The organism is Pandoraea eparura (genome assembly GCF_902459725.1).
GTDB classification, from domain to species: domain Bacteria; phylum Pseudomonadota; class Gammaproteobacteria; order Burkholderiales; family Burkholderiaceae; genus Pandoraea; species Pandoraea eparura.
In genome coordinates this window covers 23116-45687 of the sequence record NZ_CABPSH010000007.1, presented here as the reverse complement: position 1 = coordinate 45687, position 22572 = coordinate 23116, and the positions used below count along the sequence as shown (strand labels likewise).

20 protein-coding genes are annotated in these 22572 nt (G+C 65.8%); 4 read left to right on the top strand and 16 right to left on the bottom strand.

The window, feature by feature from the left end; translation table 11 throughout:
- Entirely contained in the window at positions 1-441 is a 441-nt protein-coding gene (gene flgB / locus PEP31012_RS14990; RefSeq protein WP_281355482.1) for a flagellar basal body rod protein FlgB, read from the bottom strand.
- Positions 442-837: 396 nt separating this feature from the next.
- Between flgB and flgA the strand changes: the two genes are divergently transcribed.
- From flgA to PEP31012_RS14970, 4 genes are all read left to right on the top strand, one after another.
- Positions 838-1872, top strand: coding sequence for a flagellar basal body P-ring formation chaperone FlgA (gene flgA / locus PEP31012_RS14985; protein WP_174978254.1), 1035 nt, complete (start codon positions 838-840; stop codon positions 1870-1872).
- 126 nt (positions 1873-1998) lie between these two features.
- On the top strand, positions 1999-2337 hold the full coding sequence (gene flgM / locus PEP31012_RS14980) for a flagellar biosynthesis anti-sigma factor FlgM (RefSeq protein ID WP_150590138.1): 339 nt from the start codon (positions 1999-2001) through the stop codon (positions 2335-2337).
- Positions 2334-2792 carry a flagella synthesis protein FlgN gene (locus PEP31012_RS14975; RefSeq protein ID WP_150590137.1) on the top strand — a complete coding sequence of 153 codons (459 nt, stop codon included), beginning with the start codon at positions 2334-2336 and terminating at the stop codon, positions 2790-2792. Before flgM ends, PEP31012_RS14975 begins: the two co-directional genes overlap by 4 nt.
- A 319-nt stretch (positions 2793-3111) precedes the next feature.
- Positions 3112-3390, top strand: a complete 279-nt coding sequence (locus PEP31012_RS14970) for a CBU_0592 family membrane protein (protein WP_150590136.1) — start codon at positions 3112-3114, stop codon at positions 3388-3390.
- A gap of 66 nt (positions 3391-3456) precedes the next feature.
- On the opposite strand, the gene PEP31012_RS14965 is transcribed toward PEP31012_RS14970, so the two are convergent.
- The 15 genes from PEP31012_RS14965 to cheA all read right to left on the bottom strand — a co-directional run bounded on the left by PEP31012_RS14965 (position 3457) and on the right by cheA (position 22563).
- Positions 3457-4185: an RNA polymerase sigma factor FliA gene (locus PEP31012_RS14965; protein WP_150590135.1), complete on the bottom strand. Its 729-nt coding sequence runs from the start codon at positions 4183-4185 to the stop codon at positions 3457-3459.
- A 37-nt stretch (positions 4186-4222) separates the two neighbouring features.
- Entirely contained in the window at positions 4223-5098 is an 876-nt protein-coding gene (locus PEP31012_RS14960) for a MinD/ParA family ATP-binding protein (protein WP_150590134.1), read from the bottom strand.
- On the bottom strand, positions 5091-6341 hold the full coding sequence (flhF, locus tag PEP31012_RS14955; protein WP_150590133.1) for a flagellar biosynthesis GTPase FlhF: 1251 nt from the start codon (positions 6339-6341) through the stop codon (positions 5091-5093). Before flhF ends, PEP31012_RS14960 begins: the two co-directional genes overlap by 8 nt.
- On the bottom strand, positions 6338-8443 hold the full coding sequence (flhA, locus tag PEP31012_RS14950; RefSeq protein WP_150590132.1) for a flagellar biosynthesis protein FlhA: 2106 nt from the start codon (positions 8441-8443) through the stop codon (positions 6338-6340). Before flhA ends, flhF begins: the two co-directional genes overlap by 4 nt.
- Before the next feature lie 3 nt (positions 8444-8446).
- Positions 8447-9598 carry a flagellar biosynthesis protein FlhB gene (gene flhB, locus PEP31012_RS14945; protein ID WP_150590131.1) on the bottom strand — a complete coding sequence of 384 codons (1152 nt, stop codon included), beginning with the start codon at positions 9596-9598 and terminating at the stop codon, positions 8447-8449.
- A 188-nt stretch (positions 9599-9786) separates the two neighbouring features.
- The gene (cheZ, locus tag PEP31012_RS14940; RefSeq protein WP_150590130.1) at positions 9787-10467 is read right to left on the bottom strand and encodes a protein phosphatase CheZ; all 681 of its coding nucleotides are present in this window, start codon (positions 10465-10467) and stop codon (positions 9787-9789) included.
- Entirely contained in the window at positions 10464-10862 is a 399-nt protein-coding gene (cheY, locus tag PEP31012_RS14935; RefSeq protein ID WP_150590129.1) for a chemotaxis response regulator CheY, read from the bottom strand. Before cheY ends, cheZ begins: the two co-directional genes overlap by 4 nt.
- A 136-nt stretch (positions 10863-10998) precedes the next feature.
- The gene (locus PEP31012_RS14930; RefSeq protein ID WP_150590128.1) at positions 10999-12078 is read right to left on the bottom strand and encodes a protein-glutamate methylesterase/protein-glutamine glutaminase; all 1080 of its coding nucleotides are present in this window, start codon (positions 12076-12078) and stop codon (positions 10999-11001) included.
- Positions 12075-12749 carry a chemoreceptor glutamine deamidase CheD gene (gene cheD, locus PEP31012_RS14925; protein WP_150590127.1) on the bottom strand — a complete coding sequence of 225 codons (675 nt, stop codon included), beginning with the start codon at positions 12747-12749 and terminating at the stop codon, positions 12075-12077. The genes PEP31012_RS14930 and cheD overlap by 4 nt, the downstream gene beginning before the upstream one ends.
- Position 12750: 1 nt before the next feature.
- On the bottom strand, positions 12751-13677 hold the full coding sequence (locus PEP31012_RS14920; protein ID WP_246171311.1) for a CheR family methyltransferase: 927 nt from the start codon (positions 13675-13677) through the stop codon (positions 12751-12753).
- Between the two features lie 50 nt (positions 13678-13727).
- Positions 13728-15350, bottom strand: coding sequence for a methyl-accepting chemotaxis protein (locus tag PEP31012_RS14915; RefSeq protein WP_150590125.1), 1623 nt, complete (start codon positions 15348-15350; stop codon positions 13728-13730).
- A 182-nt stretch (positions 15351-15532) separates the two neighbouring features.
- Positions 15533-17290, bottom strand: a complete 1758-nt coding sequence (locus PEP31012_RS24165; RefSeq protein WP_150590124.1) for a methyl-accepting chemotaxis protein — start codon at positions 17288-17290, stop codon at positions 15533-15535.
- 80 nt (positions 17291-17370) lie between these two features.
- A complete protein-coding gene (locus PEP31012_RS24160; RefSeq protein WP_150590123.1) occupies positions 17371-19713 on the bottom strand; it encodes a methyl-accepting chemotaxis protein in 2343 nt (780 codons plus the stop codon).
- A gap of 76 nt (positions 19714-19789) precedes the next feature.
- A complete protein-coding gene (locus PEP31012_RS14900; protein ID WP_150590122.1) occupies positions 19790-20305 on the bottom strand; it encodes a chemotaxis protein CheW in 516 nt (171 codons plus the stop codon).
- A gap of 17 nt (positions 20306-20322) precedes the next feature.
- The gene (gene cheA, locus PEP31012_RS14895) at positions 20323-22563 is read right to left on the bottom strand and encodes a chemotaxis protein CheA (RefSeq protein ID WP_150590121.1); all 2241 of its coding nucleotides are present in this window, start codon (positions 22561-22563) and stop codon (positions 20323-20325) included.
- Positions 22564-22572 lie beyond the last annotated feature (9 nt).

Genomic DNA, 22572 nt, shown 5'->3' with positions numbered 1-22572 from the left:
TTACCCTTGACTTGTGATGGCGGCCAGCATCGTCTTGATCTGGCTGGACAGGACCGTGAGGCCCGTTTGGTAATGCACGGCGTTGTCGGCGAAGTTCACTCGCTCGGCATCGAGTTCGACGGTGTTGCCGTCGATACTTTGTTGGTACGGCACCCGATACAGCAGCTCAGGCCCCCCCAACGGCGGGGCCATGCTCACCCCGCGCCCCGCGATGTGGCGCGACGACGTGCGCGCGAGCGACACGCTCGACTCGGAGGCGAGCTGTTGCTGCGCGCCGCGCTCGACCGCCTGGCTCAGCGCACTGTTGAAATCGACGTCGCGCGCCTTGTATCCCGGCGTGTCCGCGTTGGCGATGTTCGACGAGATCACCTCCTGGCGGTAGGCGCGCATGGCCAGCGCCTGCTGAGAAAATCGCAATGCCGCGTCCAGTTTGTCCATGATCTCGTCTCGCCCGATGCCTGCCGTGATGCCGGTGGTGCACAAGAAGCCTCGCCGTCCCGGCACCGGGCGTCCGCTCAGCGTGAGTGGCGGGTTTCGCAGCGGTGCGCAGACGACATGTCCTGCCGGGTCCGGAAACAGGACGGACCTTTTGGCATGCTTTGCATCGTATGCGTACCCCCCGGGATTCAATCGGGCGAATAGGCACGAGATTGGCCGCCATTTCGGGCCATGCCCGGCAGGGCGACATCTCTAGAATGGCTTCCTGACGGCATCGGGCGGGGTTCGCCCCCCAGGCATCGGAACGCTGCCCGGTGCCGTCGGCTTCACGGCGCGGCGACGGATGTGCGCCAGACATCCCACACACCGCTCGGGTGCCGGGTACGAAGGAGAGTGAGCATGGCAGGCAATTTCGGCGGCGGTCTCGCCAGTGCCCCCCGCGTGCGCAGCGCGCCGCGGCGTGGCGTTCGCACGTGTGTGCGCTCCAGCCTGCTTGCCGTCGTCCTGAGTCTGACGGGTCTCGCTGTGCCGGGTCTTGCGCAGGCTGCCTCGACGAGCGGCTATGCCGCAGGCATCGCCACCGATCCGGCCGCCGAGCATCTGGGCAACACGTTCGGCCCGGGCGCCGTCGTCATTCCCGGCAATCATGCCGTGGCTGGCGGCGTCGCCTCCAACACCGCAAACGCCTACAACGTCTCGAACACGGCCCGCAGGGTCGCAACGGCGAACGCCAATCCGAATGCCGGGATGGCGCCTGCGGTGCAGACACCTCAGGCCACTGGCGCCGCCGTCCAATCCCAGTTCCAGAACACCGACGTCATCCGTCAGACGGCCGAGCGCTTCCTGCGCGAGCAAACGATGGGGCTGCCGGGACGTGTGACGTTTACCGTGGGCGACGCCGTCTCCGACCGGATGCCGGCATGCGCGGCGCTCGAACCGTTTTTGCCGCCGGGGGCGCGCCTGTGGGGGTCGACGACCGTCGGCGTGCGCTGCGCGGGCGAGCGTCCCTGGACGCTCTACCTGCAGGCGCGCGTCAGCATCAACGCGACGTATTTCGTGGCCGCCCGCCAGATCAACCCGGGCGAGACCGTCGGTCCGAACGATCTGTCACCGCGTCAGGGCGATCTCACCTTGCTGCCGCGCACGGTAGCCACCGATGCCGGCCAGATCATCGGCACGGTGGCCGTGAACCGCATCACGTCCGGCCTGCCGATCCGTTCCGACCTGCTGCGCAGCGCGATCGCCGTTCAGCAGGGGCAAACCGTGCGCGTCGTCTCGCGCGGCTCGGGCTTCGAGGTGAGCACCGAAGGCCAGGTCCTGTCGCGTGCGAGTGCCGGCGATCCCGTCCAGGTGCGCACGCGCGCCGGACAGCTCGTCAGCGGAACCGTCAAGACCGGCAAGAACGGGAGCGTCGAAGTGGAAGTTGCCCTGTAAGCAAACACTCACTACGGGTTAAAATTCGCTGAAATCGGCCGAGTGCGGGATCGGGTAACAGGATGTAACTTACCTAAAGTTATGCCCGACAATGCCGTTACACAGGCAGGTTTCAGGGGAAAGCATATGAAAATCGAACCACCCGCCAATCCGTTGACTGGCGTCGGTGCGGGCAAGGCGCCGACCGACCGGACGACTGCCGCCACGACGAGCGCCGATGGCACGAGCGCGCCCGTTGCCAGCCCGGGCAGCGATGCGAACGTGAGCACGAGCGCGCTCTCGTCGGAGATGCGCGCCTTGCAGGCTGCGTTGGCGAAGACCGGGTCGGCGGATATCGACGTGGCCAAGGTGGCCGCGATCAAGCAGGCAATTTCCGAAGGGAAGCTCGCCATCGATCCCAACAAGATTGCGGACGGTCTCATTGCGACCGCGCGCGATCTGCTCTCCTCGCAATCGAAGTCATGACCACCGATGCCCTGCTGACGACCCTCGCCGCTGAAACGAACGCCATTCGCGCGTTTTCGGCGCTGCTTCTCGAGGAACAGCAGGCATTGGTCAACGGCACACTCGACGCGCTGCCGGAACTGACCGAGCGCAAGACGCAAGCCGTGACCGACCTCGCGGCCCTTGGGCGCGAACGCGACGCCCGGCTGGAAGCGCTGGGCTATCGCCCGGACGAGTCGGGTGCCACGGCGGCCGCCGCTGCCGACACCGGCATCGACGCCGCATGGAAGGCGCTGCTCGATGCAGCGATCGAAGCCAAGCGCGCCAACGAGACCAACGGCGTATTGATTCGCACGCGCCTGACTTACACGCAGCAGGCGCTGAACGTGCTGTACGGCCCGCAGCAGAATGCCCCGCTCTACGGCCCCGATGGCCGCACCGCCCCGCGATCGAGCGGCGGCAGCATTACGGCTTGAGGTAACACGCCTTCGCGCGATTCGGGTTCAACAACCGTTTCGCGTAGCCTATCTTCGCTCGACTTTCCGGCGCTCTGCAAGATTTCCTGGGCCGCATCCGAAAGCCGGCGCGTTATCCGATCGCCTCACACAGCGCGAACAGCCCCACGCCAAACGCTTTCGCACTCATCGGTGCAGAAAGCGGCATCGTCGCCGCCCCATACGTCGGGACGCATCGGGGCACACTTCCCCGTCTTGGCAATGCATGACGTCCGACGGGGAGTGTCAATGAACGTGGGCAACGAATTCAGCAGGAACAACATCGCGGTGCCGATCTGACATGACGACAGCAGCCATGGCGGATCTGGTCGGGGTCGCAGGCGCGCTCCTCGTCGTCGCGGCCTATTTCCTGAATCTTCGTGGAACGCTCCTCACCCGCGATTACCGCTATTCCGCCTTGAATCTGTTCGGATCGACGATGATCGTCTACTCGCTCGTCTACAACCCGAATCCGGCCTCGCTGCTGATCGAGGCGTTCTGGGTCTCGATCAGCCTCTACGGCTTGCTCAAGTCATTTAGGGAACGCAGGCAAGGATTTCAGTCCCGCCGCAATGGCTAAGCCAGAAGCCATTGCCGAGTCCGTAGGCCGCCCCCATTCCGCCAATCAGACACTCGCTCGGACACCTTAGCTCGCCGACGTCCAAGCCTTCTCACGCAACGTCGCGCGCAGGCGGGAGATCGCCTGACTATGCAACTGGCAAACGCGTGATTCGCTCACTTCCAGCACCGCGCCGATCTCGCGCAGGTTCAAGCCCTGGTCGTAATACAGGCTCATGAGCAACTTCTCGCGCTCGGGCAGCCGCTCGATCGCATCGATCACGCCACCACGCAGCCCCTCGTCGAGCAGCATCGTCAGCGGATCGGCCCCCGGGTCCGCACAGATCCGGTCGATAAACGGCTCGTCGTCCGCCGAGTCGAAATCTTCGTAATAAACAAGCTGGCAGCCATGCACGTCCTGCAGCATCTGCTGGTATTCGGCCAGCCCGATCGACATCTCGCCCGCGATCTCGCTCTCCGACGGCCCCCGGCCCAGCCGCTGCTCCAGACGCTGCACCGCCTTCTCGATCTGGCGCGCCGTCTTGCGAATGCCGCGCGACGCCCAATCCAGTTCGCGCAACTCGTCGAGCATCGCGCCACGAATGCGCTGGCTCGCGTACGTTTCGAACTGCGCGCCCTGCGTCTCCTGATAGCGGTTCGCCGCATCGAGCAGCCCCAGCATGCCCGCCTGAATCAGGTCTTCCAATTCCACGCTCGCCGGCAGCTTCGCCATCAGTTGCAGCGCCAGACGACGCACCAACGGCGCGTATTGGGTCAGCGTGTCGTTCGTGTCGACCTTCCCGCGCGCGGTATACATGTTTCCCTCCGCTTCCTCTCGGCGCGTGCCGTGTCGCTCAGGCCGTGTGCGCGCTCACCGCGCCCACGCCATGCGTTATGTCGCCCCCGCGCTCGCCGCCGATGTCACCGACCCCGGCGCCCAACGCGCCCAACCCCGTCTCTCGCACAGCCAGCGGCCAATGCATCACCTGCACCGCCAACTGCCGATACGCCACCGCCGCCGGCGCCATCGGAAACGCATCGACCACGGTGCGCGTCAATTGCCGCGCACGCGTGACCTGCCGGTCCGTCGGCACATGGCCAGCCAGCTCCAGCGACACCGCCAGGTAACGGCTCGCCGTCGTGGCCAGATTGCGGCACACCACGCGCGCCTCCACATCCTCCGCCCGATTCACCAACACCCGGAACTGCGCCAGCGCGTAGTCGAAATGCGCCTGCTTGATCCACGAATACGCCCCCGTGATCGACGCCGGCTCACACCCCAGCACCACCAGCACGTCGTGCGCGTGCGCCGCGAGCGGGCTGAGCACCGCCCCCGCATGCGTGCAGTCGATCACCACGACGTCGGGCTCACCGGTCGTCAACAGCGGCAATGCGCGCAACGGATCGATGCGCTCGGGGTGGCGATGCGCCACCGGCACCAGCACCACGTTGTCGCGCGTATGCACGCGAATCGCCTCGGGCAACACACGTCCGGCCAGCACGTCGTGGATGTCGCCACGCAACGGCAGGCCGAGCGCCGGCGCGGCATGGCCGCTCTCATCGGCCAGCACCACATCCTGACCGTGATGCGCCAGGGCGCTGGCCAGATTCAGCGCGGCACTCGTCTGACCCGCTTCAGGCGCACTCCCCACCACCGCGACGATACGCGTGGTGTGACGCGCCACGAGTCGGCGCAGACCTTCCGCTTGATCGAGTACGAGCTTAACCAAAGCAGGCCTCGCCTGACGGTTGGGCAGGCGCGAACAGCCCGCTGTATTGAGGATCGACACCGCGCACCACGGCCAGCAAGTCTTCCTCGGCCGGCACGAACGGCGACCCCGTGACCGGCGCGGACAACGCCGTATCGATCAGGAACGGCTTGTCGGCTACGTGCAGGTTCTCCGGCACACGCTGTCCCGTGGACACGTAATGCACCGGCAAACGATGACGAATCACCGTATCGAGCACCGACCCGAGATTGGTCGTTTCGTCCAGTTTCGTGAGAATGCACCCCGCCAGATCGCCGCCGCCTTGCGCGCTCGCGCTGCGATAGGCGTGCACCACCTCGTTGAGCGTGTCGCCGTGGCTCGTCGCGTTGAGCAGCAGCAAGCGCTGCACCGGCGTCTCGGCGCCGCACAGCATCGCCACCTGCTCCGGCACCGTGCGGTCGCGCTGGCTCATGCCCACCGTGTCGATCAGCACCATGTGCTTGTTGCGCAACTCGGTCAGCGCGAGACGCAAGTCCGTGGCGTCCTTCACCGCGTGCACCGTCACGCCGAGAATCTTGCCGTAGATGCGCAACTGCTCATGTCCGCCGATACGATAGCTGTCGGTCGTGAGCAACGCGAGCTTCTCCGCGCCGTGCCGCATCACGCAACGCGCCGCGAGCTTGGCCGTCGTGGTAGTTTTGCCCACGCCGGTCGGCCCCATCAGCGCGTACACGCCGCCGCGGTCCATCAGTTCGTCTTCGTTCGGCATGACGGGCAGATTGCGCGTGAGCGCACGCTTGACCCATGCCAGCCCGCTCTCCAGATCGCCACCCTCCGGCAGGTGCTCGAGCAGCGCCCGGCCCAGTTGCGCCGAGAACCCGGCGGCGAGCAGCGTACGCAGAATCTCGCCCTGCGCCGGAGACCGACGTTGCTTGTCGTTCCAGACCAGCCCCGCGACCTGCTCTTCGAGCAAGCCGCGCATGCTCTGAAGTTCGCCCATCATGGTCTGGGCAAGCGCGCTCGCGGCCCCCGCGTCATGGGCCGCCGTAACGGGAGCGACAGGCGCCGCCGGGCGCGGACGCGGCCGATGGGTCGGCATGTCGCCGCCCGCGAGCGCGTCAAGATCCTCTTCCGCCAACGCAACGATTTCCACGCCGTTGGCGACCGAGCGGTTGGACAACACGACCGCATCCGGTCCAATTTCCTCGCGAATCTGGCGCAGTGCATCGCGGCACGTGCCCGCAAAGAATTTCCGAATCTTCACCCTTGACCTCCGATGAGTGCCGTCATTTTCACGTTGCGTGTGTCAGGCACTTCCGCATACGACAAAACCTTGAGCTGCGGTACGCTGCGGCGCAGGAAGCGCGAGAGCAGCGAACGCAGCGGATGTTGGACCAGCAATACCGACGGCAGGCCCTGACGCTCCTGACGCGCCACGGCAGCCTGCGTCTCGCGCAACAACGTGTCCGCGAGGCCCGGCTCCAGACCGGTGCCGCCGCCGGCCGACAACGCCTGCGTGAGAATGCGTTCGAGATTGGCGTCGAGCCCCACCACCTCGAGATCGCCGTTGCCCGGAAACACGCTTTGCGTGATCGCGCGACCCAGCGCCAGGCGCACCAGCGCCGTGAGATCCTGCGCATCCTGCACGCGCGTACCGTGTTCGGCGAGCGTATCGATGATCGTACGCATGTCGCGAATCGGCACCTGCTCCTCGAGCAGGTTCTGCAACACTTTTTGCAGCGTGGTGAGCGCGACCGTCTTCGGCACCAGGTCTTCGATGAGCTTGGGTGCGTCCTTGCCGATGCGCTCGATGAGCTGCTGCACTTCGTGACGCCCCAGCAACTCGTGCGCGTGGGCGTTGATCAGGTGGTTCAGGTGCGTGGCGACCACTGTCCCGGCATCGACCACCGTGTAGCCATACGCCTGGGCCTGATCGCGCTGACCGACATCGATCCATGTGGCCGGCAGGCCGAAGGCCGGGTCGCGCGTGGGCGTGCCCTGCAGCGGCGCACTGACCTGCCCCGGGTCGATGGCGAGCAGTTGTCCCGGATACGCTTCACCCTCGCCGATGACCACGCCCTTGAGCGTGATGCGGTACTGGTTCGGGCGCAGCTCCAGGTTGTCGCGAATGTGCACGACCGGCGCAAGGAAGCCGATTTCCTGGGCGAACTTCTTGCGGATGCCCTTGATGCGCTTGAGCAATTCGCCGTCCTGATTGCGGTCGACGAGCGGAATCAGTCGATAGCCGACTTCCAGGCCCAGCGGGTCGACCAGCGCCACATCGTCCCACGACGCCTCGGCTACTTCGGCCGGTGCGCTGGCCGCCACGGGAGTCGGACGCGCGGCCTGTTGCTTCTCGGCCTCGGCGCGACGGAACTGATAACGCGCCAGCGCCCCCAGCCCCCCCGCCAGCAGCAGGAAGGCGAAGTGCGGCATGCCAGGGATCAAGCCCATCAGGCCGAGAATCGCCCCCGTGATGCCCAGCACGCGCGGATTGCTGAACAGTTGCGAGACGACTTGCTGACCGACGTCCTCATCGGTCGCCACGCGCGAGACGACCACACCGGCGGCCGTCGAGATCACCAGCGCGGGAATCTGCGCGACCAGACCGTCACCGATGGTCAGCAGCGTGTAGTTCTTCGCCGCCATGCCGATATCCAGGCCGTGCTGGGCCACGCCGACGATCAGCCCGCCGACGATGTTGATGATCATGATGAGCAGACCGGCGACCGCATCGCCGCGCACGAACTTCGATGCGCCGTCCATCGAGCCGTAGAAGTCGGCTTCCTGCGCGATCACCGAGCGGCGCTTGCGCGCTTCCTCTTCGCCGATCAGTCCGGCGTTCAGGTCGGCGTCGATCGCCATCTGCTTGCCGGGCATGGCGTCGAGGGTGAAGCGCGCGCCGACTTCGGCGATACGCCCCGCGCCCTTCGTGATCACCATGAAGTTGATGACCACGAGGATGATGAACACCACGATACCGACGGCATAGTTGCCGCCCACCAGGAAGTGGCCGAACGCCTCGATCACCTTGCCGGCGGCGTCCGGGCCGGTGTGGCCTTCAAGCAGCACCACGCGGGTCGACGCCACGTTCAGCGACAGGCGCAGCAGCGTGGAGAACAGCAGCACGCTCGGGAACGCCGCGAAGTCGAGCGGCTTTTGCGTGTACATGCTCACGAGCAGCACCATCACCGCCAGGGCGATGTTGAAGGTGAAGAGCAGATCCAGGATGAACGGCGGCAACGGCAGGATCATCATGCCCAGAATCATGATGATCAGCACCGGCGCGGCAAGCGACTTCAGATTGCCACCGAGGAGCAGTTGCGACGAGCGCAGGAGCTGGTTCGCGCGAGGGTTGAGGTTCATTCGTTACACTCGTTTCGCCCCGGCGCGCCGCGGCGCGTCGAGGTCGGCCGGCACCGGCAGGTCCGACGGGGTGACGGGCGCGACGCCCCCCTCGGTGCGCCAGCGGCGAAGCTGGAAGACCCACGCCAGCACTTCGGCCACGGCCGTGTATAGCGTGGCCGGGATTTCATGACCGATGTCCACGTGCGCGTGCAGTGCCCGTGCCAGCGGCGGGGCTTCGAGAATCGGGATGTGGTGCTCGGCGCCCATCTCGCGAATGCGCTTCGCCACCAGATCCGTGCCCTTGGCCAGCACGCGCGGCGCAGACATGTTCTCCTTGTATTCGAGGGCGACGGCGAAGTGTGTCGGATTGGTCACGATCACGTCGGCCTTGGGCACGTCCTGCATCATGCGACGGCGCGCCGTCTGGCGCTGCAACTGACGGATGTGCGCCTTGAGGTGTGGATCGCCCTCGTTTTCCTTGTTTTCCTGCCGCACTTCCTCTTTGGTCATGCGCAGCTTCTTGTAGTGCTGCCAGAGCTGGAAGGGCACGTCGATGGCTGCCACCAGCATCAGCGACGCCACAATGAACGCGCAGCACACGGCGATCAACTCGCCCACATACGGCAGTGCCGCGCGCGGCGACTGGGTCATCAGTCCCATGACCGCGTCGCGATCGCGCGCAATCGCCCAGTACGCTACGGCGCCGACGAGCACGGTCTTGGCCACCGCCTTGACGAGTTCGACCAGTCCCTGCACCGAGAACATGCGGCCCAGCCCCTTGATCGGATTCAGACGGCCGAAATTGGGGGCGAGCGACTGGGTGGTGAAGAGCCAGCCGCCCAGCGCCATCGGGGCCGCGATCGCCGCGAGCACCAGCACGCCGAGCAACGGCGCGATGGCGATGAGCGCGTCGGCGCCCGAGCGCGCGGCGTACGAGAGCATGCGGTGGGTGTCGAGGGCGGTGCCTGGCTCGAACTGCATCCCGTGGCGCATCAGTTGGGCAAACCCTTGCGAGATGCGGTCGGCCGTCATCCACAGGCCAGCCACGCCAGCGGCCAGCAAGGCAAACGTGGACAGCTCCCGCGAACGCGCAACCTGTCCTTCCTCGCGCGCCTTTTCAAGGCGCCGGGGAGACGCGGGTTCCGTCTTTTCGAGATCGCTATCCTCAGCCATGCCCTATCCACTGCGGGCGGACGAAGCCACCCTATCGCGACCGATTATGGCCGTAACGGTCAAGTCACAAAGGGGGGAATAGAGGCGGGATTGGGCGGTATTTCGCGCGGGCGCCCGGTCAAGGCCGGAACCGGCCCCAGACAGCGACGCCCCGGCAGCCCGTCGACGGGCTGCCGGGGCCCGACATCTCAGAAACCGAGACTGGCGAGCAGGTCATCGACCTGTCCCTGGTCGGCCACGATGTCGGTGCGGCCGTCCGTCTTGACCTGCGGCCCGTTGAGCAGGGAGTCTTCCGCCTCCTTGCGCTTCTCGGGCGGCATGTTTTCAAGCAGCGTCTGAAGCAGATGCTTCTCGATCTCCTGCACGACATCCATGATCTTCTTGATGACCTGCCCGGTCAGATCCTGGAAGTCCTGCGCCATCATGATTTCCATCAGATGGTTGTTGGTCGCGCGCGTATCGTCGGGCACGCGGCGCAGATACGTGCGCGTCTCAACGACCAGATGGCGGGCGTCGTCGAGTTCGAGCGGCTCGTCGAACCACTTGGCCCAGCGCGCGTCGAGCGCATTGGCGTCCGCTTCAAGGCGGTCCTGAATGGGCTTGGCCAGTTCAATGGCCGTGAGCGCCCGCACCGCCGCCTGCTCGGTCAGGGTAGCGACATAGTTCAGGCGATCGCGCGCATCCGGAATCGCTTCGGCCGCCTGTTCGAGTTGCTTGTCCAAACCAAGCTCGCGCAGGTTATCGCGCAGCATGCGCGTCAACTGTCCGATGCGCATGAGCATGCGCGCGGACGGATCCGCTTCGCCGGTCACGTAAGCGCCGTCGGGCTCACCCGGCCATTCAGTGCTCGCCTCGTGGGTCACGCTCAGGCCCCCGTCTTTTCCATTTTCTCGAAGATCTTGCCCAGCTTTTCATCGAGCGTCGCGGCCGTGAACGGCTTGACGACATACCCGCTGGCCCCGGCCTGGGCGGCCGCGATGATGTTTTCCTTCTTCGCTTCGGCCGTCACCATCAGCACCGGCAGCTTCGCCAGGTTCGGATCGGCGCGGATCTGCTGGAGCATCGTCAGGCCGTCCATGTTCGGCATGTTCCAGTCCGAGACCACGAATTCGAAGCTACCGCCGCGCAGCTTGGCCAGCGCCGCCGCACCATCTTCCGCTTCGTCGACGTTGGAGAAGCCCAGCTCCTTGAGCAGGTTTCTCACGATCCGGCGCATCGTCGGAAAATCGTCGACGACCAGGAATTTCAAGTTCTTGTCTACCATCATCACTCCAAATTCGGCCGGCGCCCCGCGGGGGCCGGCGATATTCATGGGCGGATTTCGCCACCACTCGGTGCCCCAAGTGTGTCCGCAAATCGACGCGACGCATACGGCGAAAAAACGCCAAAAAAGCGCCCTACTATACCCGCTGCGTGCGGTCGCCAAATTTCGCGACCTGATGCAGCACTTTGCGGGCCATTTCGTGCAGTGGCACCACTTCTTCCGCGCCGCCCATCGCAATGGCCTCGCGCGGCATGCCGAACACAATGCAGCTCGCCTCGTCCTGCGCGAACGTGTGCGCGCCGGCCCGGCGCATCTCCACGAGACCCGCCGCCCCGTCGCGGCCCATGCCCGTGAGAATCACACCAATCGCGTTGCGTCCCGCGTGGACGGCCGCGGAGCGAAACAATACATCGACCGACGGCCGATGTCGATTCACCGGCGGTGCCGCATCAAGCAAGGCCACGTAGTTCGCGCCGCTGCGCGAGAGTTGCAGGTGGGTGTCGCCGCCCGGCGCGATGTACGCGTGGCCCGGCAGCACCCGCTCGCCATGCTCGGCTTCCTTCACCGTGATGCGGCACAGCCCGTTCAGGCGCTGCGCGAACGACTTCGTGAAGCCCGCCGGCATGTGCTGGGTAATCAGGATCGCCGGCGCGTCCGGTGGCATCGGCACGAGTACCTCGCGAATCGCTTCCGTGCCGCCCGTCGACGCGCCGATGATGATCAGCTTTTCCGTCGACACCAGCGGGTTGCGCAACATCGGCGCTGCCTCGACCGGTGCGGGCGCCGCACTCTTGGGTGGAGCGCTGCGCACGCGCGCGCGTGCGGCGCCGCGAATCTTGTCGGCGATCATCTCCCCGTAGTCGAGCATGCCGTCGCGAATGCCCAGGCGCGGCTTCGTCACGAAGTCCACCGCGCCGAGTTCAAGCGCGCGCAGCGTGACCTCCGAGCCGCGCTCGGTCAGCGACGACACCATGAGCACCGGCATCGGGCGCAGACGCATGAGCTTCTCGAGGAAGTCGAGCCCGTCCATGCGCGGCATTTCGACGTCGAGCGTGAGCACGTCCGGGTTGTGCTGCTTGATCAGGTCGCGCGCCACGAGCGGGTCGGGGGCGGTCGCCACAACGGTCATGTCCGGTTGCGCGTTGATGATCTCGGTCATCAGGCTGCGCACGAGTGCGGAATCGTCCACGCACAGGACTTTGATTGGTTCGCTCAAGCCTCCTCCATTTGTCGGTTGTCATGCCCCGGCCGAGGCTTGGCGTTTCTGGCCGGTGGCGCAAAGAGTTCTACGGAACCCCGGACTTCGCGTGCACGCAGACGCTGCGCGTACGCCTGTTCGCGCTGGGCGATGGCCGGGTCGCCCCGGTCGCCCAGCTTCCTCACCATCACCCGCCCGGTGCGCGGCAAGAAGCACACCTTGCGCGGATGCGGTCCGAGCAGATCCTGCGCCGTGACGCGAATCTGCTCCATCTCCAGGTAGCGCAACACGAAGTTCGCGTTGCGATCGCCGATGTTCAGGGTGGTCATGCCCGCGAGCACCGCGCCACCGCCGAAGACCTTCGCTTCGAGCCGCTCGCGCCGTGCACCAAGCTTGATCAGTTCGTTGATGAGCATTTCCATGGCGTAAGCGCCATAGCGCATCGACGCCGAGAGTATACGGTCGCGCTCGCTCTCGCCATCGTCCGGCAACATGAAATGATTCATGCCGCCGATGCCGGTGATGGTGTCGCGCACGCAAGCGGCCACGCACGAGCCGAGCACGGTCACGAGCATGATGTCGTCGGTCGTCACGTAGTACTCCGACGGCAGCAGCTTGACCGCCTGCGTGTCGAACGCATTATCGAAGTAGTGGTTGGTCGCGAGGGCCTCGGCCAGTGGCTGCGTCATGTCAGGCTCCGGGTGGACGCTTGCCGGCCAGTTCGTACACCGTCTGCCCACGCAACCGGAACGCCTGGCTCACATAGGTGAAGTTCTCGGAATGTCCGGCGAAGAGCAAACCATCCGGCTTGAGCAAGGGCACGAAGCGCTCGAGAATGCGCGCTTGCGTGGCCTTGTCGAAATAGATCATCACGTTGCGGCAGAAGATGACGTCGAACGGCCCACCGATCTGCCACGACGGCGCGAGCAGGTTGAGCGGCGCGAACGTCACGAGTTGCTGCAGTTCCGGGCGCACCTTGATCTTGCCCTCGTTCGCGCCCGTGCCCCGCAGGAAATGGCGGCGCAACTGCTCCTGCGAGAGCTTGCCGGTCTGCTCGCCGCTGTAGACGGCACTCGCGGCCCGCGCGAGCACCTGCGTGTCGAGATCGGTGGCGAGCACGCTCGCGCTGGGACGCGTGCCGAGCGTGTCGACGAGCGTCATCGCAATCGAATATGGCTCTTCGCCGGTCGACGCGGCACAGCACCAGATCGAAATCGGCTTGGCCCGCTGACGCACGAAGTCGGCGAGCAGCGGGAAGTGATGCGACTCGCGGAAGAACGACGTCAGGTTGGTCGTCAACGCGTTGGTGAACGACTCCCATTCGGCCTCGCCGGTGTCGGCCTCGAGCCTGTCGAGGTATTCGGTGAAACTGGTGAGGCCCAGCGCGCGCAAACGCCGTGCGATGCGGCTGTATACCATCTCGCGCTTGTGTTCCGCCAGGGCGATGCCGGCGCGTTGATAGATCAGATTGCGGATGCGGCCGAAATCGGTCAGCGAGAATGCGAAGTCGCGTTCGCCCGAGAGGGCGGCGCCGCTGGCGCGCGCGAAATCCGCGCCGCGCGAGCTGGCGTCGCCGTCGGTGCCGGCGGCACCTCGGCGCGTCGTAGGCGAGGTCATGCGCGAATCAGTCATGTCGTCTCACTTTGCCACCGTGGCAGTCGTTCGCGCTATGCCGCGCGAGCCAGCGTCTGCGGCGCCGGCCTACGACGCGGCGCGCTCATTGCGTGACCGGCCATCCCCGCACCGCTCGTCTGGAACACCGCCACCGCTGAGCGCAGATCGTGCGCCTGCGATTCGAGCGACCCGGCCGCGGCCGCCGCTTCCTCCACGAGCGCCGCGTTCTGCTGCGTCACTTCGTCCATCTGCGTCACGGCGCGGTTCACCTGCTCGATACCGCTCGACTGCTCGTTCGATGCCGCCGAGATCTCACCCATGATGTCCGTCACGCGCTTGACCGCCTGTACGATCTCGCCCATCGTCTGGCGCTGCTGGGCGACGAGCGCCGTGCCGTCCTGCACGCGGCGCGCCGACTCTTCGATCAGCGCCTTGATTTCCTTCGCGGCGGCCGCACTGCGCTGCGCCAGCGTGCGCACTTCGCCCGCCACCACGGCAAAGCCGCGCCCCTGCTCGCCCGCACGGGCGGCTTCCACGGCGGCGTTCAGCGCCAGGATGTTGGTCTGGAAGGCGATCCCGTCGATGACGCCGATGATGTCGACGATCTTGTTCGAACTGGTCGAGATACCGTCCATCGTCTCGCCGACCTGTCCGGAAACCTGACCGCCCCGCGTGGCGATCTCCGAGGCATTCACGGCGAGTTGGCTCGCCTGACGCGCGTTGTCGGCGTTTTGCTTGACCGTGGCGGTGAGCTGCTCCATCGACGACGCAGTCTCTTCGAGCGACGCGGCCTGCTGCTCGGTGCGCGCCGACAGGTCGGTGTTGCCTGCCGCGATCTGCTGTGCGGCCGTCGTGATCGACTCGGTGCCCTCGCGAATCTGCCCGATAGTCTCGGCCAGCGTGCGCTGCATGCGCTGCATCGCGTGGAGCAGGCTGCTGTCATCGCCCGGCGCCAGACTCACCTGGCTTTGCAGATCGCCGCTTGCGATGCGATGCGCGATCTCGGCGGCATACTCAGGCTCGCCGCCCAGGCTGCGCTGCACGTTGCGAATGATCGCGATCATGGCGGCCGTCACGATGGCGCCGATGACCAGCAGAGCGATGCCGTATCGGATCAGCGCACTGTAGAACGCCTCGTCGACGTCCTGCATGTAGATACCGCTCATCACGCCCCAGTCCCACGGCGCGAAGTACTTCACGAACGAAAGCTTCTCCAGGCGCTTGTCGCTGCCCGCGACACGACCGTGGTATTCGACGAAGCCCGAGCCTTTCTCCTTGGCAACGCGGGCCATCTCGACGAACAGCAACTTGCCGTTCGAATCCTTGTAGTTCGAGACGTCCTTGTTCACCAGATCGGCCAGCGTCGGATGCATGAGCACGACCGGCTTCGAGTTGAACACGACCAGGTAGCCGCTGTCGCCGTATCGCATCGCCTTCAGGCGAGCCATCGCCTGCTGTTTGGCGTCGTCGACGCTGATCTTGCCTGCCGCGGCCTGTGCCGCGTAGTCGCGCACGATGCCGTCGGCACTCGTGACGATGTTCTCGACCGCCGCCCGGCGCTCCGACACCATCGTGCTGCGTTCGTGCCAGGCTGCCCAGCCGCCGAAAATCAGAAGACCCAGCCACATCAGCGCAAGCGCGGACCAGAGTTTTGCCTTGAGACTCAATTGCTTCATGATGTGACCCCCACTACCTGTACGCCGCGGCGCGATGCTCGCGACGGCTTTCGTCTTGCCGATTGTTGCCACTTGCCGACACGCGCCGCCCGAGACTTCCGGTTCGTCCCTCGATGGGACGTGGCGCGTGCACCGTTCCGATAATGCTTACCGTGTTGCCAGCGTGAGCGCGCAGCGCGCGATCAGAACGTCTCCCAGTCGCCGCTGGCGTCGTCCGTGCCGGTGCGAGCGCTGACTGCCGGGGCAGCCGACGGGGCCGGCCGGCGCAACGCGGCGGGCGCTGCTTTCGGGGCTGCGGTCGGGGCCGGCGCGGACGCCGCAGGGGCCGCTGCCCTCGTCGGCTTCGCGACCGGACGCGCGAGCGGAGCGGCCGCAAGTGCCGGGGCCGCGTGGCTGGCATCCAGACGGAACACCGACACGACCGTCTTCAGACGATTGGCCTGCTCTTCGAGTGAGCCGGCGGCCGCTGCCGCTTCTTCCACGAGCGCCGCGTTCTGCTGCGTGACCTCGTCCATCTGGGTCACGGCGCGATTGACCTGTTCGATGCCGCCCGACTGCTCGCTCGATGCCGCCGAGATCTCGCCCATGATGTCCGTCACACGCTTGACCGCCTGCACGATCTCTTCCATCGTCTGACCGGCTTGCTCGACCAGCGCCGAGCCGTCGTGCACCTTGTGCGAGGAGTCTTCGATCAGTTCCTTGATTTCCTTCGCGGCCGCCGCACTGCGCTGCGCGAGCGTGCGCACTTCGCCGGCCACCACAGCGAAGCCGCGGCCCTGTTCACCGGCGCGCGCCGCTTCCACCGCGGCGTTCAACGCGAGGATGTTGGTCTGGAACGCAATCCCGTCGATCACGCTGATGATGTCGACGATCTTGTTCGAGCTGGTCGAGATGCCCTGCATCGTGCCAACCACGCGCCCCACCACTTCGCCGCCGCGGGCGGCGATGTCCGAGGCGGTCACGGCAAGTTGGCTCGCCTGACGCGCGTTGTCGGCGTTTTGCTTGACCGTGGCGGTGAGCTGCTCCATCGACGACGCGGTCTCTTCGAGCGACGCGGCCTGCTGCTCGGTGCGCGCCGACAGATCGGTGTTGCCCGCCGCGATCTGCTGCGCGGCCGAGGTAATCGACTCGGTGCCCGCGCGAACTTCCGACACGGTGCGCACGAGGCTTTCCTGCATATGTTTCACGCCCTTGAACAGACGTCCGGTTTCGGTGTCGTTCCACACTTCGATGCGCTGCGTAAGGTCGCCACCCGCGATCTTCTCGAAATGCTTGATGGCGTCGTCGATCGGACCGACGACCGCACGCGTGAGCGTGATTTGCGTGATGATGCCCGCGAGCAGGCCGATGACGAGGCCAATGCCGACCATCCACATCACCAACGTGTAGCGCGCCTGCGCGGCCAGATAACGGTTCTCCGCATTTTTGACCTGCATGTCGGCCAATGCCACCATCGCCTTGGTGTAATCGGAGAACAAGCGCGGCACATCCATCACCGTCTTGGCGTGGAAGTCCGGAATGTCGCCCGACTCAATGGCCTTGAGCGCGGGCAGGATGCCCTCGTTGACCACCTTGCCGCGGGCGGAAATCACAGCGTCGGCCAACGGCTTTTCGCCGTCCGACATCGGTTTCGCCGCATAGGCAGCCCAGGCGTCGTCGGCTGCCTTGAGATTCTGGCGAACGCTCTCGATCGCCGTCTTGATCTCGGTCGGATCGGCGATGAACTCGATGCGAGAAAGAGTCACGCGAGCCGACAGTGTCGAAATCGTTGTCTGCGCGAGCGATCGCGCCGACGACATGTCGGTCTTGTAGATCTCCTGCAGCGACGCATTGCTTTGTTGCAGCGAGAGCAGACCCGCCGCGGCGCCGACGACCAGCAGCACCATGAAGAGTCCCAGCGCCAGCGTCAACCGTGCCCGGATGGTGACATTCTTAAACATAACGACCTCTACCTCGTGAAGACCGGCCTGCGGCCGGCGGACCCATCTCTACCATCTCAACCGTCTCAATCATCGACACGTCAAAACTCTTCCCAATCGCCCGTGTCACCCGGCGTTGCGCCCGAGGTCGACCCCGCCGCCGCCACCGCTCCAGCGGCCGGCGCCTTGCCTCGACGCGCAGCCAGTTGCAGCACCTGGGCATCCTCCGGTGTGTTCGCGGTAGCGGCCGGTGCAGCGGCCTGCGGGCGCCGCGTGGCGGTACGCGTGGCGCCGCCGCCTGCGCTGGCCCGTGCCGGGGCCGCGCGGGCCACCGATGCGGCTGCCGTGACCCCCACCGTGGCGGTCGCCGCCTCCGGCGCACGCACGGTGGACGCGCTGTCGGTCTGCACCGCGTCCGCCTTGAAGGCATCGCCGACACGGAAAACCGCCACGGCGTCGCGCAAGCGATGCGCCTGGTCTTCGAGCGAACCGGCAGCGGCTGCCGCCTCTTCGACGAGTGCGGCGTTTTGCTGCGTGACTTCATCCATCTGCGTGACAGCGCGATTGACCTGTTCGATACCGCTCGACTGCTCGCTCGACGCCGCCGAGATCTCGCCCATGATGTCCGTCACGCGCTGCACCGCCTGCACGATTTCTTCCATCGTCCGGCCGGCCTGCGCCACCAGCGTCGAGCCGCTTTCCACGCGCCCGACCGAGTCTTCGATGAGAACCTTGATTTCCTTGGCCGCCGCCGCGCTGCGCTGCGCCAGCGTGCGCACTTCGCCGGCCACCACGGCAAAGCCACGGCCCTGTTCGCCCGCGCGCGCGGCTTCCACCGCCGCGTTCAACGCGAGAATGTTGGTCTGGAACGCAATGCCTTCGATCACGCTGATGATGTCGACGACCTTGTGCGAACTCGACGAAATCCCTTGCATGGTGTCGACCACGTCGCCGACCACGCGACCGCCGCGCGCGGCGATCTCCGAGGCATTCACCGCCAGCACGCTCGCCTGCTTGGCGTTGTCCGCGTTCTGTTTGACGGTGGCCGTCAATTGCTCCATCGACGACGCCGTTTGTTCCAGCGAGGCGGCCTGCTGCTCCGTGCGCGCCGACAGATCGGTATTGCCCGCGGCGATTTCGCGTGACGCCACGTTGATCGATTCGATGCCTTCGCGCACATCGGAGACGATGGACAACAGGCTGTTCTTCATGACGGTCAGGCCGAAGAGCAACTGGCCGATTTCGTCGCGCCCCGTGCCTTGCGCCTTGCCGGTCAGGTCACCCGCCGCGATTTGCTTCGACATCGAGAGCGCCACGCGCAACGGATGATTGATCGCGCGACGCAGCACGCTGCCGAGGAAAAACAGCACCACAATGCCGCCGATCACCGCCACCGCTGTCGCCGCCCGCACGAACGCGTGCTCCTTCTGCGACTGCTGATACAGATCGGTCGCCTGGGTGAGTTCGAGGCGAGTGAGCACGTTCAGCTCATCGCGCATCGGGCCATAGGCGGGCTTCACCTTTTCGAGATAGGTCTGCTGCGCGCCTTCCGCTGAGCCGGCCTTGAGCATCTCGACCGTCTGTTGCAGGCCGTCGGTCGTAAAGCGTTGGCGAATGGTGTTGAAGCGCTCGGCCTGCGCCCGTGTCTCCGGGTCGACCGACGCCATGTACTCGGCCCACTGACGATTGATATCGTCGAGGTTGCTCGTGATTTCATCGCCCGCGCGCTTCATGGCGTCGAGGTTCGGGCTGCCCACGGCTTCGGCCACGAGCAATACGTCGCGGTCGAGCTTCTGGCCGATGACGGCCAACGTGCTGACCGGCACCATGCCGTGCTGATACACCCGCAGCAGTTTCCCGTTGCTGCTCGACAGCCCCCAAAGGCCCAGACCGCCGACCAGGGCAAGCAGCATCGCGCCGAGCACGATGATGCCGGTCAGGCGCGCACGCAGCGTGTCGAGGCGGATCTTGCGCGCCACGGCCGCGAGTCCGCCACGCTCGACCTGACCGCCGCGAATGCGCAAGTTGCCGGCCTGCCCGCTGCGAAAGCGCGCGTAGATCGCGTCGGCCTGCGGGGTCGTGCCTGCCGTCGGGCGCACACGCACGGACGTATAGCCCACCACGGCACCGTTTTCCAGTGTCGGCGTCACCGTGGCCAGCACCCAGTAGAAATCGCCGTCCTTGCGGCGGTTCTTCACCAGGCCGGTCCACGTATCGCCGCGCTTGACCGTCTCCCACAGGTCGCCGAACGCCTCCGGCGGCATATCCGGATGACGAACGATGTTGTGCGGCGCGCCAAGCAGTTCATCACGCGAATAGCCGCTCACCTCCACGAAAGCGGGATTGGCATACGTGATCCGGCCCTTCAGATCCGTGCGTGAGATCAGGTACTGATGCTCGCCGATCACGAATTCGTTCTGGGTAACGGGCTGGTTATTACGCACGTGCTCGGTCTCCGTGGAATGCAGGTCGTGGGTCAGGTCTGTCGGGCGACGCGATGGGCGTCCGGGTCGCCGTGCCTCAGCTCGTCAGGCGCTCGATGAGCGCCATGTCGCTGCTGGTCATGAGCTTCTCGATGTCCATCAGAATCAGCATGCGGCCCTCGACGGTGCCCAGCCCCGTGATGTACTCGGTCGCCAGTTGCGCGCCGAACTCGGGCGCCGGCTTGATTTCGCCGCGCGCGAGCGTGAGCACGTCGGACACCCCGTCGACCACCATGCCGACCACGCGGCCCGCCACGTTCAGAATGATCACCACCGTCTGCGTGTCGTACTCGACGCGGCCCAGGCGGAACTTGATGCGCATGTCCACGATCGGCACGATGATGCCGCGCAGATTGATCACGCCCTTGATGAAGTCCGGCGCATTGGCAATGCGCGTGACCGCGTCGTAGCCGCGAATCTCCTGCACCTTCAGGATGTCGATACCGTATTCCTCTTCACCCAGCGTGAAGACCAGAAACTCCTGACCGTCGCCATCGGTCTGCATGGCGCCGCCCTGGCGCGACACGGCATGCTCTTGCGAAAGGTTGTCCATCTAACGCGTCTCCGACTTCAGTTGAAGATGGTGGCGGCCGCCGAGCGCTGGCCGCGCTGGAGCGCCGCCACGTCGACGATCAATGCCACACTGCCGTCACCCATGATGGTGGCGGCGGAAATACCGTGAATACGGCGGTAATTCGTTTCGAGATTCTTCACCACGACCTGCTGCTGACCGACCAGTTCGTCGACAAGCAGTGCAAAGCGGCGGCCTTCGGCCTGAAGGATCACGATGATGCCCTGCGTGGGATCGGCGCGCGCCTCCGGCACGTCGAACGCACGATACAGCTCGACGAGCGGCAGGTACTCGCCGCGCACCAGCACGACCTGACCTTCGCCGGTCACGGCGCGAATGTCGTCGCGACGCGGTTGCAGCGACTCCATCACGAAGTTCAGCGGCAGGATGAAAATCTCCGGGCCGACCTTGACGGACATGCCGTCGAGAATCGCGAGCGTGAGCGGCAGCACGATGCGGATCGTGGTGCCCTTGCCGCGCGTGGACAGAATCTCCACGTGCCCGCCCATCTGCTGGATGTTGCGCTTGACGACGTCCATGCCCACGCCGCGGCCCGACACGTCGGTGATCGCTTCGGCCGTGGAGAAGCCCGGCATGAAGATCAGTTGCCACACTTCCTCGTCAGACATCGACTCCGAGACCGACAACCCCTGCTGCTGGGCCTTGGCAATAATCTTCTCGCGTCGCAGGCCCGCGCCGTCGTCGCTCACTTCGATCACGATGTTGCCGCCCTGATGCGCGGCCGACAGCACGAGTTGGCCGACCGGGTCCTTGCCCGAGGCCAGGCGCAGCTCCGTCGTCTCGATGCCGTGATCGAGGCTGTTGCGCACAAGGTGCGTGAGCGGATCGATGATGCGCTCGATCAGGCTCTTGTCGAGTTCGGTCGCCTGACCGAACGTGACGAGTTCGATTTGCTTGCCCAGCTTGGTCGCGAGGTCGCGCACCAGACGCGGGAAACGCGAGAACACGTAATCCATCGGCATCATGCGGATGGACATCACGGCCTCTTGCAGGTCGCGCGCATTGCGCTCGAGCTGCCCCATGCCGTTGAACAGGCGGTCGTGAAGCATGGGGTCGAGGCTGCTCGCCGTTTGCGCGAGCATCGCCTGCGTGATCACCAGCTCACCCACCAGGTTGATCAGCTGATCGACCTTTTCCACGCCTACGCGAATCGAGCTGTTCTCGTGTCCGGCCGCGCCGCCGGCCGGGGCGGCCACGCGCTTCTCCGCCGGCGGATGCGTGCCATTGCCACCACTGGCACTGCCAGCGCCGGCCTGTGCCACGGGTGCCACGGGTGCCTCGTGCGGCACGACGATCGGTTCGTCCGCCGACGGCGGCATCGGCGCGACCGGCGCCGCCACCATCACCGGGGCATCCGGCACTTCGATCGGCGCCGAGACGGCTGGAGCCTGAGTAAAGATTTCGGAGGTCTGGACCGGGGCGGCCACCGGGGTTTCGGCGGGCGCGGCGGCCATCGCTGCAGCGGCGGCCGCCGCGTCCTGCACGTCGATCTGCGACGGTTCGATCACGAAGCAGCACACCGCGAGGATGTCGTCGGCGCCGCACGTGGTATCGAGCCACAGGTGCAGCGTGTCGCCGCTCGACTGGCGGCCGGCCACGTCGCCCAGGTTGCCCAGTTCTTCCGCGAGCAACGTCTGGTCTTTCTCGCCCACGCCGGTAAGCGTGACCTTCAGACGCGTCTGGCCCGGCGGAACGGCGCTTGCGGGGGCGCCGCTCGCGTCGGTCGCGGCCATGGCAGTCGCCTCGGGAGCAACTGGCGCGGCAGGCGCTGTGGCGCCCGCCGGTGCAGCGGGCGCGGCAGCGGCGGCTGTGGCCGCAGGGGCTGGCGCACCGTTTTCCTCGGCAGCGAGTTGCTGGAGTACTGCGCAGATGCGCTTCATCGCCTCGACATCGGGCTCACTGGAGGCGCGGTAGGCATTCAACTGTTGATGCAACACGTCTTTGGTTTCCAGGAAGGTGTCGACCATCTCGGTGCGCAACTGCAATTCGCCGCGACGCGCGCGGTCCAGCAGGTTTTCCAGCAGGTGAGTGGTCTCGGTGAGCGCGGTGAAGCCGAACGTCGCGGCGCCACCCTTGATCGAGTGCGCCGCACGGAAGATCGCGTTGAGCTGCTCGTTATCGGGTGCATTGATATCGAGCGCGAGCAGGAGATGCTCCATCTCGGCGAGCAACTCTTCCGCTTCATCGAAAAAGGTCTGGTAGAACTGGGTGATATCCACCGGTTTCCT